The organism is Shewanella sp. TB7-MNA-CIBAN-0143 (assembly GCF_040310065.1).
Taxonomy (GTDB): domain Bacteria; phylum Pseudomonadota; class Gammaproteobacteria; order Enterobacterales; family Shewanellaceae; genus Shewanella.
The window spans coordinates 33,441-47,248 of sequence record NZ_JBEOPL010000006.1 but is presented as its reverse complement, the minus strand read 5'-3'; the positions used below and the strand labels follow the sequence as shown (position 1 = coordinate 47,248).

General features: G+C 39.9%; 11 protein-coding genes. 7 read left to right on the top strand and 4 right to left on the bottom strand.

Translation table 11 applies throughout. The annotated features are described in order from the left end of the window. Nucleotides 1–37: 37 nt before the first annotated feature. The 3 genes from AAEY97_RS06585 to AAEY97_RS06575 all read right to left on the bottom strand — a co-directional run bounded on the left by AAEY97_RS06585 (nucleotide 38) and on the right by AAEY97_RS06575 (nucleotide 3,950). Entirely contained in the window at nucleotides 38–1,801 is a 1,764-nt protein-coding gene (locus AAEY97_RS06585; RefSeq protein WP_335692252.1) for a flotillin family protein, read from the bottom strand. Nucleotides 1,802–1,895: 94 nt separating this feature from the next. After that, nucleotides 1,896–2,534, bottom strand: coding sequence for an OB-fold-containig protein (locus AAEY97_RS06580; RefSeq protein WP_101085053.1), 639 nt, complete (start codon nucleotides 2,532–2,534; stop codon nucleotides 1,896–1,898). Between the two features lie 171 nt (nucleotides 2,535–2,705). After that, nucleotides 2,706–3,950, bottom strand: coding sequence for an alkaline phosphatase family protein (locus tag AAEY97_RS06575; RefSeq protein WP_350997490.1), 1,245 nt, complete (start codon nucleotides 3,948–3,950; stop codon nucleotides 2,706–2,708). Nucleotides 3,951–4,744: 794 nt separating this feature from the next. Between AAEY97_RS06575 and AAEY97_RS06570 the strand changes: the two genes are divergently transcribed. Beyond that, nucleotides 4,745–5,605, top strand: coding sequence for a diguanylate cyclase domain-containing protein (locus AAEY97_RS06570; RefSeq protein ID WP_350997488.1), 861 nt, complete (start codon nucleotides 4,745–4,747; stop codon nucleotides 5,603–5,605). Continuing rightward, nucleotides 5,539–6,312 carry an EAL domain-containing protein gene (locus AAEY97_RS06565; RefSeq protein ID WP_350997687.1) on the top strand — a complete coding sequence of 258 codons (774 nt, stop codon included), beginning with the start codon at nucleotides 5,539–5,541 and terminating at the stop codon, nucleotides 6,310–6,312. Before AAEY97_RS06570 ends, AAEY97_RS06565 begins: the two co-directional genes overlap by 67 nt. A gap of 194 nt (nucleotides 6,313–6,506) precedes the next feature. Here the strand turns inward: AAEY97_RS06565 and AAEY97_RS06560 are convergent, their stop codons facing one another. Further along, nucleotides 6,507–7,382 carry an alpha/beta fold hydrolase gene (locus tag AAEY97_RS06560; protein ID WP_350997485.1) on the bottom strand — a complete coding sequence of 292 codons (876 nt, stop codon included), beginning with the start codon at nucleotides 7,380–7,382 and terminating at the stop codon, nucleotides 6,507–6,509. 224 nt (nucleotides 7,383–7,606) lie between these two features. Here AAEY97_RS06560 and AAEY97_RS06555 point away from each other — a divergent pair, with 224 nt between their 5' ends. From AAEY97_RS06555 to AAEY97_RS06535, 5 genes are all read left to right on the top strand, one after another. After that, the gene (locus AAEY97_RS06555; RefSeq protein ID WP_350997482.1) at nucleotides 7,607–9,589 is read left to right on the top strand and encodes a putative bifunctional diguanylate cyclase/phosphodiesterase; all 1,983 of its coding nucleotides are present in this window, start codon (nucleotides 7,607–7,609) and stop codon (nucleotides 9,587–9,589) included. Between the two features lie 212 nt (nucleotides 9,590–9,801). Continuing rightward, entirely contained in the window at nucleotides 9,802–10,545 is a 744-nt protein-coding gene (locus tag AAEY97_RS06550) for a sulfite exporter TauE/SafE family protein (protein ID WP_101085048.1), read from the top strand. Nucleotides 10,546–10,685: 140 nt separating this feature from the next. Next, nucleotides 10,686–11,315: a flavin reductase family protein gene (locus AAEY97_RS06545; protein ID WP_162023983.1), complete on the top strand. Its 630-nt coding sequence runs from the start codon at nucleotides 10,686–10,688 to the stop codon at nucleotides 11,313–11,315. A gap of 82 nt (nucleotides 11,316–11,397) precedes the next feature. Next, nucleotides 11,398–12,387, top strand: a complete 990-nt coding sequence (locus AAEY97_RS06540) for a phosphotransferase (protein WP_350997478.1) — start codon at nucleotides 11,398–11,400, stop codon at nucleotides 12,385–12,387. 219 nt (nucleotides 12,388–12,606) lie between these two features. Beyond that, entirely contained in the window at nucleotides 12,607–13,758 is a 1,152-nt protein-coding gene (locus AAEY97_RS06535) for a GGDEF domain-containing protein (protein WP_192114109.1), read from the top strand. Nucleotides 13,759–13,808: the final 50 nt, after the last annotated feature.

The following is a 13,808-nucleotide window of genomic DNA, read 5'->3' as shown; positions in this document are numbered from 1 at the left end:
TTTAAAGAGGAAAGAGACCTCTTTAGCAACTTAGCATTTATTGCGCTGGATTAACGCCAGGGATAACTTCATTCACACTAAAGCCTGTTTTGGCCGATTGAATGACATTAATCGCTTCAGATGTCAGTGCATTATTGCCTGTCAGTAGGTCATTTAAATTACCAGACTCTGAATTAACTAAACCTAACTCTCGTAGCATAGCGTCGACCACAGGGGCATTAGCACGATAGTTTAATGCTGCAGTGGTTACTTGCTCTGCAATACCCCCCTGGGATTGGTTACCCTCGCCGTTACTCATTTGATTGCCCGTACCATAGCCTTGTAAAATCTTAATACCTTCAATTTTTTCAAGCGGTTTAACGGCTTGAGCAATAATGTCTGGTAAGGCTTTTAATATGGCTAATGATCTTTGCAGTGCAATTTGTTCGTTGCTCAGTACGTTTTCAGCTTCGTACTGTGCCCGCTTACCCGCAGCTTCAACTGCATAGATTTTCTCATCGGCTGAGGCTTTTAGCATCTTAGCGTCTGCACTGGCACGCGCTTCAATTAAAATGGCGCTAGCTCTATCTTCCGCGGCAACTTTTTCTGATTCAGCTCGAACCGTAACACCCACGGCCTCACGCTCAGCTTCTTTTCGGGCATCAATAACTTCAATGTCTTTACGACGATTAGCTTCAGCAGTTTGGCGCGCAGTAATAACCGCTTCTTCTTTTTCTACCTTGGTTTTTTCAGCTTCTGCAGCTCGAGCGCGAGCGGCTGACTCTTCTTCCGACTTAGCGGCTACCGCAATGCGTTTGTCTTGTTCAGATACTTCAATATCGCGTTGTTGCTGAATGCGTGACTGTTCAATAGACTTATACTTTTCAATTTCACGGGTTTCGATGTCTTTGGTTTTTTCAATTTCAGCCGTTTCAATTGCGCGCTCTTTGGCAATTTCGGCTTCACGCTCTTCGCGGGCTTTATTTTCTTTTTGTTTAATGATTTCAGCTTTTTGATCGGCACGTTTAAATTCAAGCGACTGTTGCTGAGCGAGGCGAGCTTCTTCTTCCGACTTTTCGATTTCTAACGATTCTTTTTCTGCTTCAAGATTACGCTGTTCAATTTTGATGCGGTTTTCTTGCTGAATATCGTTGGTTTCTTTACGTTTTTCTTCAATGATTTTTGCTAGACGAGCACGACCTTCGGCATCAAATGCGTTATTTTCATTAAAAAATTGCAAGTCAGTTTGATCAAAACCCGTGAGCGACACAGATTCTAATTCTAGGCCGTTTTTCTCAAGGTCATTGGCGACATTATTCTGCACTCGCTGGACAAAGTCAGCGCGCTGCTCGTGCATTTCGGTCATGGTCATTTCGGCTGCAACGGTACGCAATACGTCGACAAACTTTGATTCCATTAATTTTTTTAGTTCTTCAACACGATTAGTGCGAGTGCCTAACGTTTGCGCTGCCATTGAAATCCCTTCGGCATTTGGCGCAACACGTAAATAGAAGTCGGCTTTTACATCCACGCGCATTCTGTCTTTGGTGATCAGGGCATCTTTTTGATTTTTTTCGACTTCAATACGCAAGGTATTCATATTGACCGAAATCGTTTCGTGCAGCACTGGCAGCACAATTGCGCCACCATCTTTAATGATTTTCTCACCGCCGAACCCGGTACGAACAAAAGCCATTTCTTTACTGGCTCGTTTGTACAGTTTTGCAAAAATAAGTCCAATAATAATCAATCCTAATACTGCTATGCCAGCAATGAGGAGGACAAAGCCGCTTCCTGAATCAAAGTTTGTTAACGTTTCCATTTAATTTCCTTTTAAATACAACTGTGTTTATCAAAAAGTGTCATTGGAATGACATTTTTATTTTTAGGGTATATCTCAATAAGATATTTTTCGGTTAACTGAATCTGGTTGCTGTCCAGACTTTGCCTTGATGAGCGATGAGTACAACATCGACGCCAGGCAAAAATTCGACATCGTCGTGTTCTGGTTCAACTAACACGTAGTGTTTCTGCCCAAATGTGTCCCGAACCACCGCTTCTGTCGGCATGCCTTTTATTGCACGACCTTGGGTGATCTTGCCAACACAACCGCCAAGCGCATCAATTGATATTGCTGAGGTTTCGTTTTTAGGGAGAATATTGGCAATACCATTACCAATAAAGTGACTTGAAAAAAACATTATGACTAACGCAACAGGTACGGTGATGATTTGGGGTAAAAAGCTGCCAAAAAGTTGTGAATAGCCAAAGTTAATCACATACCCTGCTATCGCAAAACTACTTAATGCTAATACAAACCAGATAAGTAACGGTAAGCGATTAAGACACAGCCAACCCAATATACCTGTCATACCGGTAACAGATACCGTGGTATCAACATCTGTATCGACATCGAGTGAAAACCAATTATCAAGTGCACTAAATACACTTAAGCCTGCAATCATGGCGATGATTTCAAACATCCCCAGCATGACCACAATAACAAGCGCAATTGAAAAGGGTATATTTGCTTGAGCGACTAAAAAAGCCTGCATGGCTCCTCCATAAACCTAACGGGTTAAACTCCATTTGATTGTAAAATATCATGTTATTTTGCAAGAGGATATGAAACAGCAACACTTTTTAGAATATATTACCTCTAGCTCAGTCAAACCAATGAGTTTAACCACGGGGTTTAGACAACATCAATACGCCACGCGCTAATATTATCTCGAGTCGGCCAATAGTGGCGATAATACCGACAATCTTCCATCAATGGGTTCGGTTATGGTTAACCCTAAAATATCAGCAATGAGTGGATACAAATGAATGTTTTCAGCATAGTCGACTGTCACATGATTAAATGCCGGCCCTTGAGCGTACAACACTGTGTTCATGTCGCTGATGACACTGGCATCATAACCGTGCTTGCCTACTACGCCAGCCCTCGCATCGGTGCTAGTAATGTAATGTTGATTACTGATTAATATTGCATCACCAATTGACGGATTATTGTTAAAGTGCAAAGAAGCGGGAATATCTTGTTGGCGATAAAATTGCAAACCAGGCACTGTTTGGGTTAACGCTTTTAAGGCATCTAAATCTTGTTGCTTATTCTCACCAGTGGCTGTGACTAATGAAAACGCCGCATCGTTATTAAAGCTAAATCTAGCTTTTAACGCTTTATTGCCCACAAACAATTTATCGGTATACAGACGTTCAAATCCTGCAACATTCGCCATACCATGATCGGATGTAATAATCACATTAACCTTAAAAGGTAAGGCTTTTATTCCCGCTAAAAGTAGCCCTATAGCTTGGTCAACTTTCTGCACCGCTTGATAGGTGTTTGTAGACTCTGGGCCAAAAAGGTGGCCTGCGGTGTCTACATCTGAAAAGTATAACGTTACAAATTGTGGCCGCTGATCTTCGGCTAAATTAAACCACTGCAAAACCTGCTCGACTCTTTCATTGTTGGGAGCATTGTCACGATAAGGCAACCAATAATTTGGTCGCTGACCAGCAATTTTAGCTTCTGAACCTGGCCAAAAATAGGTGGCACTTTTTAATCCTTGCTGACCCGCTAATGACCATAACGGCACCCCATGGTAAAAGCGGCCGTCAGTGACCGCTTGTTTAATATTCATGGCATAAGGCTGTTGCAAAGCATGATTATAAAATCGATTTGACACTATGCCGTGATGAGCGGGGTAAAGGCCTGTCACTAAGGTGATGTGATTAGGAAACGTCACTGTCGGAAACGACGGCTCAAAACGAGTGATTGTGGCAGCGTGTTTAGCAAAATCAGTAAGGTGCTTAGGGCTATGCAAGCTGTTGTAATCGTATCGATAACCGTCAATAGACACGAGTAATACATAGGGTTTTTCTGGTACTGCTGCTGTAGTGTTAGCTGATAAATAACAGCTCAATAAGCTAGTAAGCAATCCACATATAATAGCAATGACACGCATGATGATTCCCCATGATATATAAATATTAATGATATCAAATAAATATGACAATTTTATTGATTTTGATTCTATATTTATCAATATATAAAGCGCTGTCAATATGATGTCTACACTACAAATAAACCATGCTAATGACATTCCAGTGGCATTAGTATTGAAGATATACCCACAATAATGGATTCACCGCAGAACGTATCAATCACATGGCAAATAACCTAGCCACCCAACCTTATTAATTCGAGAAGATAAGCGTGGATCACGTAACCAAGACATTCTCAATAGGCTCAGGACGAGTGCGTGCATATTTTAACGATGAGCAGATTAAACAAAATAGAAGTGAATTTATTGTGTGATAACGACCAATAAATCATGCAGTGCTTTAGTGTAGTAGCCCTGCATATTTAGCAGCTGTTGAGTGTTGAGTAAGCAAAAAAAGAAAGCACTCCTCATTAAGCAATATTAGGCCGCTTTACCAGTGCCATTTTTTGTCAATATCTCTATGTCGTATTCTTACTAAAGCGGCGAATAAGCAGTAACGGATGAAATAAAATAAGCTATTGATTTTATTTGGATAAACTAAATAACATTGCCTTGTTTAATTCAATATATTTTGCAATACCTGGTTATAACAACACTTAATTAATCCGCCTTTATACAGCCTCTCCCTTCTGCACTCAGCAAGAATTAAAGATAATTTGTTATTAACGAGTAAATGGCTGACGTGAAACAGGCGATATTAATATATAGTTATAAGATAACCAATATGTTATTGGCATCACAGTGTTGGAGATTGGATGAAGTTAGACATTCTAAAATCACAAACTCAGTCCAGCATGCTCATGAAAAAACGAGCTAGAGTTGATTTTATTGTTGGCACATTATTCGTGGTAATCATGGTCATTTTGTCTTTCGCGTTTAATGTCGAATTTGTTGAATCAGTTTATGAATTTACTCGTAGCCACGAAAGCTGGGAAATGGATGAGTTGATTTTTAGCTTTTTATGGATTGCATTAACTGCAACTATTTATGGCATAAGACGAGTCATTGACATTAAATCGATTAACAAAGAAATCACCTATCACGCGTATTACGATTCACTAACTGGTCTTCCAAATCGAACATTAGCGCTGTCTCAATTAGATAAATTACTGCAAAATTCTCATAGAACATCAACGAGTATTGGTGTCATTTTTTTGGACTTAGACGGCTTCAAGGATGTTAATGATTCATACGGCCATGAAGCGGGCGACATACTCATTAAAAAGGTGGGTGAAAAGCTAGCTTCGATTATAAGAAATGATGAGATAGTGGCTCGACTTGGCGGCGATGAATTTTTAATAATTGCAGGTTTTCCTCAAGGAACAACCAATATAGAGTCACTGATTAATCGGCTCTTTAAGTGTCAAAACGAACCATTTAGCATCAATAGTCGCAGCATTGATATGAGCTTCAGCATGGGTGTCGCACTTTCACCACAGCATGGTAACTCCGTTCAAGAATTATTAATTGCAGCAGATTGTGCAATGTATGAAGCAAAACGTAATAAACTGAATACAGCTTGTTACTATACCGATGAAATAGGCCAAAAATCTCTGAACGCTATCGACTATCCTCGCAACTTAAGCTGGCCATTCAAAACGAACAACTATATTTAGTCTATCAACCTATCGCTTGCGCTGTGTCTGGAGCAATAGAGGGTTATGAAACACTGACACGCTGGAATTTGCAAGGAACACATATTAATCCAGAACTGGTTATTAACCTTGCTGAAGACATTGGTCTATCGGAAGACTTTTTTAAATGGCTGCTAAAAACAACGTTGGCAGAAGGAAGTCGGTTTTTAAAACGAGATCAATTTATCGCGATAAACGTATCAGTTAAACAATTTTTAGACGTGAATTTTCTGGTTAACACTCAAAAAATCATCTCTACATTTGATCATATTAATATTGAGTTTGAGATTACAGAAAGCTCGTTAATCGCAAATTTTACAGAAACAACCAACAGAATTGACGCACTTAATACGATGGGCATTAAAGTCATGATTGATGATTTTGGGACAGGTTATTCGTCATTAAGCCGACTAAAACATCTAAAAGTAGACAAAATTAAAATTGATCGTGAATTTTTAAATGATGCTGTTAATGATAAAAAAAGCGCAGGGATTTATGAAAGCATTGTCGCACTTGCTCATAAACTCGATATTGATGTTGTTGCTGAAGGGGTTGAAACCAAAGAGCAGCTAGATTATTTACGTCAATTTAAGCCTATTTTTTTACAAGGTTATTTATTCCAAACACCTAAAATAAGCACTGAACAAACATCTGAAATTATCATTAAAGACATCATTTTACACACTTAGTACCTGTTCATTGCTCTTAAAGAAAAACAGATATATTACTGTAAATTATCACAATGGAGCCACCACCTAAAAATAGCCCAAAGTGCTTATTATCCAATGATAGATTTCGCTACATCCTCGTCTAGAGCTAACTGAATACTTCACCTTATTCGATGATATAACAGGCATTAATTTTACTGCCCCCTTTCACTCATCTACTTTGTACGACTTAACCTAAATTGCATATAGGCAGCTGTAATTCCATTGGCATCTTCGATTTGTGGGTAATGTCCCAGCGTAGACAGTTCGGTTACATCTGCATGAGGAATCAATTTACGATAATGATCGATCATGTGTTGACCAGAGATCGGATCTTTAGCCCCTGCGATCAACTTGATCGGTATTGTACTGTTGATAATCGCCCCAACCCAACGTTCACGATGTTGTTTACGTTGGGTGATATAGCTAATGACTTTATGCATTACCGCGATACCATTATTGTGATTAAGCAATTGCCATAATGTGTCAATAACCTGTGGCCTAGGCGGTGTCGATGGCCCAAATATACGTTGTAAATTAGCAGCAAATTTTTGTTTACTCATTAGTTTGACTACCACGCTCCCTAATGGAGACAGTAGCAAGCTTTGAATAAGCAAAGGTTTGTGGGTTTCTGGGAACAAACCTCCATTAAGAAAACACACACTGTTGATGCACAATGTACTGCTGCCATCAAGTTGTCTTGCTAATAATTCTTGCGCGACTGTATCACCGTAGTCATGGGCTAAAATATGATAATGGCTAACGCCAAACTGCTGTAAAACAGCTTCATAAATATCGGCTTGCTGACTGATTAAATAATCAACACTTTTGGGTTTGTCTGAAAATCCAAAACCCAACATATCAAGAGTTACCACAAAATAGTGTTGAGTTAACTCATGCCACATACCTTCCCAATCCCAACTTGCGCTAGGGTAACCATGAATTAGCAATAACGCTGGTGCCGTTCTATCACCCGCTTGACGAGTAAAGATCTGCTGATCGTTAATAGACAAAAATTGCCCCTGCTGTTGCCACTCGCACAGTTCGATCATGACGATATTTTCCGCTAAATAACGAGTTTAGATAACAGAATCACACATCATCCCCATATTGGCTAGTCTGTTTTTATGGAAATTAATCCATAAAAAATAACTTAATTACACTTAAGTTAATGATAAATCGATACTTAAATTAGCTAGCATTTTTCGTTCCTTTAAATCATCACGAAAGTAGTATTTTTAAGCATTGGACGTATACTTATTAGTATTCCCTCGTAATGACGGTAAACTTATTGATGCAAATGCAGGTTAATGATCCACATGTTTTAAACGACCACCTAAAGTTGTTATACCAAAATGCGATTCCGGGCATTGCCATTACTATTGCAGCTTCGGCTGGGCTAGCTTTTGGGTTTGAGGAACATTCGACGGTTCATTATAAATTCATCTGGTGGTTATGTTTATCTGCGGTTGTTTGTTTTCGCATTATCGATACGGCTTTATGGTTTCGGCGTGCTAATAAAGGTCTATTCAGTTGCCAAAATGACTTATATCGTTTTGGTGCAGGTGTATTATTAACTGCGTGTCTTTGGGCCTTTTACTGTATTTATTTTTATAACACATCGAGTATTGATGAGTTATTTTCTTCTTTGGTCATTGTATCTGCAATGGCTGGCGGTGCTGCTACGGTATTATCTGGCAACAAGTTATTATCGCAAATTTACACCCTAATGCTATTAGCTCCCTTCTCGTTGCAAATGATTCTTGGTGATAATCCTGCCCATCTATTATTAGGCTGTTTAGGCTTAGCTTATGCTGCAGTTATGTTATCGGTAGCCAATGCTGCTGCTAATTTTACTAAAAATTCTATTTTATTACGTAACGAACATAATCAGTTATTAAAAACCATGGAACATAAGATTCAACAAAGAACCCAGAAAATTATTGAACTAAGCCAACACGACTCACTGACTCAATTACTCAATCGACGCTCATTTTTAGCTGCCGCCAAACTACAGTTATCGCAAATAGAAACCGACAATCAATATGCTATTTTCTTCCTCGATTTAGATGGTTTTAAACAGGTAAACGATAATTTCGGGCATAGGGTTGGTGATGAAGTACTTACTGAAGTAGTAAAGCGAATTAAACAAGCTTGCCAGCACGATGAAATTATTTGTCGCTGGGGCGGTGACGAATTTATTATTATGGCTCATCAAACGCCGCTTTATCGCTTTGAAGAACTTGCGATCATGTTAAAAAAGCATATCAACCAGCCTATTTTAACCACGCAACATGTGATTAATATGGACTGTTCTATTGGCATTGCTATGTATCCTGAACATGGTCAATCAATATCAGATTTAATCAGTTTGGCCGATCTATCGATGTATAGCCGTAAAATTGGTGGTACCGATGACTACGTGATGTTTAGTGGTGAGCTAGAGCAGAAAATAAAGCATGAAATGCATTTAAGTAAAGGGATTGCCCAAGCAATTGCCGAGCAACAATTACGCTTAATGTTTCAACCCATTATTGATTCCACTACTGGTGATATTGCCTCTGTTGAAGCGTTACTCCGATGGGAATTTGAAGGCAATAATATTCCACCTGACGTGTTTATTCCGTTAGCTGAAAAAAATGGCGCCATTAAACAGATCGGCTACTGGGTACTTGAAGAGTCGGTGCGTCAGCTGGCAGTGCTACATTTGTTAAAGCCGCAATTAGCAATATGCATTAATGTGTCTGTGATTCAATTTGAAGATATTGATTTTGTTAATAAAGTTCATCAAATTATTAACCAGTACCATGTAAATCCAAGTAAAGTACATTTAGAAATTACTGAATCGGTTTTTTCCCAAGATAAGCTTAAATTAATCAACATGGTTAAAGCATTACAATTACTTGGCTTTATGATTTCAATCGATGATTTTGGCACCGGTTATTCGTCATTATCAGTGATCCAAGATTTGCATGTTAATACCGTTAAAATCGACCGTTCTTTTATCAATAACCTGCACCTTAATGGCATTGATATTGTTAAAGCGGTAATGGTGATGTCTCATGGCCTTGGCTACCGCATTGTTGCTGAAGGTGTTGAAAACCAGCAACAAGCCAACACACTTACAGCTTTAGGTATTCATTATTTACAAGGCTATTTATTTGATAAACCACTTGAGTTTGAGGCGTTAAAGCAAAAACTTTTACACCATCCAGATGAGCAACGCTCCCCCTTCTTGTTGCGGTCTGCTAATTCTTAATCTAATCACAATCACTTAACCACCTACTAATATAAAGCTAAATGTTCTATTAATTTATTGTCTGATTAATGGGCGCTGGTGCTATGATTCCAGCTTATTCGACTTCAGTTAAACCACACATAAAGTTAAGCTTTTTATTTTAAAGAATAAAATATTAATGATCAGCTATTTGCCCAATAGTTATTAACTGATTAACATCGCGAGGAACGTCAGTGTTAACAGATCCATTGTTTTGGTTAGTCGCTATTCCAGCGGTATTAATCACCGGGATGTCAAAATCAGGCTTTGCTGGCGGTGCAGGCGGATTAACCGTGCCTTTACTTGCCTTGGCCATTAGCCCTGCAGCAGCCGCGGCAGTGATGTTACCGCTATTGGTTTACATGGATTTTTTAAGTGTGCGCTCTTGGTGGGGAAAACAAAATACGACCCAACTGTGGATTTTGTTGCCTGCGGCCATTATCGGTATTGTGGTGGCTTATCTGCTATTTGATCAACTTAACGAGCAGTATTTACGCGGCTTATTAGGGGTTATTTCGTTAGGATTTGGTGTTTATGGTTTGACATTAGGAGAATGGTCACAACGAAAACCATCCTCTTTTATCGGCCGAGTTTGCGGCACAATTGCTGGCTTTACCAGCTTTGTTGCTCATGCCGGTGGGCCGCCATTAAATGCTTATTTAATCCCACTGCGTTTGCCCAAAACAGAATACTTAGGCACTGCGGTGGTATTTTTTGCGGTTGTGAATGCAGTAAAGTTAATTCCCTACAGCATGCTAGGGCAAATTAACCTTAGTAACTTATTAGTCTCTGCATCATTGGCGCCCATTGCTTGGATTGGGGTAAAACTTGGACTGCGCATTCAAGATAAGTTTGATGAAAAACAGTTTAAAAAAATCATCCTCAGTTTAATGATCGTGGTAGGTTTACGCTTATTGTGGACGGCACTGATACCATAATTGATATGGTAATATTTGCCTATCGCGTTGATTCATAAATTGAACAATCAAATTGAGCTATAAAATTGAGCCATCCAATTTAAATCATCGTAATATTTGATACCGCTATAACAAGCCCAACAATATAAATAAGGTAAAATATGAGTGCTGATAATCGCTATTTTTATGAACCCAGCAAAGGTCATGGTCTGCCACATAACCCACTTAATGCCATTATAGGCCCACGTCCCATTGGTTGGATTGCCTCTCGCAATGCTCAAGGCCAGCGAAATCTAGCGCCTTATAGCTTCTTTAACTGCTTTAATTACGATCCGCCAATTATCGGCTTTGCCAGTACAGGTTGGAAAGACAGCGTCGCCAACATTGTTGAAACTGGCGAGTTTGTATGGAACTTAACTACCCGCAGTTTAGCCGCGCAAATGAATCAAACCTCTGCAGCATTACCCCGTGGCACTGATGAGTTTGAATTTGCCGGATTGACACCAATAGCAGGCAACATTGTTAAGGCTGACCGCATTGCACAAAGCCCGGTCAGCTTCGAATGCAAACTGTCGCAATGCATTCAGTTAACCGCAGCTAATGGTGACAAAATTGATACTTGGTTAGTGCTTGGTGAGGTTGTAGCTGTACACATTGAAAAACACTTGCTGAGCCCAGAAGGAATTTATCAAACAGCATTAGCTGAGCCTGTTTTGCGCGCAGGTGGACCATCGGCTTATTATGGTATTTCTGACGAGTTACGTTTTGATTTGCATCGCCCGACTTTATAAGTTGAATAAATGATGGATGCTAAACGATGGATAATGAGCAATTTGCTTCACATTAGCCAGAAACAGCCTTAACGAGATAGCTTTGAAAATTCCAAATAGTATTTTACAAACAATTAGTCAGGCGATTTCGGCAGATAGAATCACTCATATTGAAGCGATTCAACCGCTTTGGGGTGGTTATGGTCAGTTATTTAGGGCTTATGTAACGGGTAAATCGTACTCGTCAGTGATTGTGAAATATATCTGTTTACCTCAACAGGAATCGCATCCTAGAGGTTGGAACACGCCACTGTCGCATCATCGTAAATTGCAGTCGTACCAAGTGGAAGTGAATTGGTATCAGCACTATGCAAATCTTCATACACAGCAGAGATTCAGTCCTCTGCCGCGTTGTTTTTATGTAGACCAACAAGCCAATGAAACCCTGTTAGTGTTACAAGACTTGCATACCCTGGGATTTACTCAAGTAAGAAAAACCACCACATCAGAAACCGTACTCGCTTGTTTAACGTGGTTAGGGCATTTTCATGCTAAATACATGCACGTAGAGCCAAAAGGGCTTTGGCCTGTCGGCACATACTGGCATCTAGATACACGACCAGACGAGTTAGCCGCTTTAGCCGACAGCCCGCTTAAGTCGGCAGCCCATCTCATCGACGATGCCTTGAAACAATGTCCATTTCAAACCTTGGTGCATGGAGATGCCAAATTAGCTAACTTTTGTTTTAGTCAGGATGACCATGCTGCAGCAGTCGATTTTCAATATATCGGCCAAGGTTGCGGCATGAAAGACGTGATCATGTTGTTAAGCAGTGTATTGAACTATCACGAACCAGAAGCGTTAATTAATGGCTATCTTAATCATTATTTTGCCGCGCTAACCCAAGGCCTAGCCGAATGTCATCCGCTAATCAATCCGCTTGAGGTACAACAGGCATGGCGACCTTTATATTGTTTAGCCTGGGCTGATTTCCAGCGTTTTATTAAAGGTTGGAGTGTTGAGCATTTCAAAATCAACCCATATACCGAAGCGCTAACCGAGCAAGCGATAAAACAACTCACCACAGCTTAACGCTCATTATTGCTGATTAATTAACCACCTAAAGGCTATTATCTTATCCCTATTGGCTAAGGCTGCTATTGCCGTCTACAGTTGATAAACACTGTAGTATTTGTTGTCATCCATCGGTTATTTATTACCAACAAACACTGCAATCCTCAGTCTAATTCGAGTAAACATAGCTTCGTTTTGGGTTTATATAAACAAAGCCATAAGCTAGGAAGTCACCATATGGAAAGTCCGTTTACGTATATTTTAATCACCTTGTTTTTTTCTAGCATTTTGCTGTCGATAATCTTTTTCATGACCTGGCAAACCATGGGTAAGCAAAAATATGCGTTGATGTTTTCTTTGTCTTTTTTAGCCTCGACTGTGCTGTGGGCTAATAGTTTATTTAAAAGCCTATTTCTTTCTCATAACCTGTATTGGATGATCGGCTGCAGTGTATCCATGCTGTCGGTGGTGCTCGGGACATGGGGACATTGTTTACGCACTAACACTAAAATCCACCCTGCAACATTGCTTGGCCTAGGCATATGTGGGATGGCGCTAACCTATTACTTTACTTATATTAGCCCACATCTAGGCTTAAGAATGTCGTTGTATTTATACGTTGATGTGCTGCTGTTGATGATCACTAGTGTGGTGATCATCAAGCATCGCACCAAATCACGGCCAGCCGAAATTGGTGCGTCGTTAATGCATTTCATATTTGCCATGTGCATATTTGTTGCAGCGAGTATCGCGCTATTCCAAGGTAAAGAGATGGATGTGGAACTTATCAAGCTCTACGCCATTGTTAACTTTACCGCCCTACCTGCGGCTTATGTTGGTATGTCAGTATTTGTGATTTATATGCTGGCTTCTGATTTGGCCGAAGAAATGAAGTTGCTGGCGATGACAGATTCATTGACTGATTGCTTTAATCGTCGGGGATTTTATAGCCACGCAAAACAAAAATTACTTGAGCTACAAAAGCAGCCGCAACATGCATGCCTCATTTACTGGGACATTGATAAGTTTAAAGCCATTAACGATCAGTTCGGCCATGCTGGCGGCGATCAAGTATTAATCAGCATTACCCAGTTAATTAAACAACATATAAAAAAAGACGACTTAATCGGCCGCATGGGCGGTGAAGAGTTTGTTATATTGATCGAGCGCAGCAATTATCAAGAGTCTATCAATGTTGCCGAGCGATTAAGAGCCATGATTAACCAAACACCTATTGTGTATTGCGGCCAGCAAATTAGCGTAACCGCCAGTTTTGGGGTCGTTGAACTCAGTAACCAAGACATAACGATAGAGCAAGCTATCGATCTCGCCGACAGTGCGTTATATCAAGCCAAAAGCAGTGGCAGAAACAAAGTGGTGTTTAGCTAACCTCCGTAAAGGATAACTAACCCTTTGTGAATCGAAGCCACTGCCTAAAA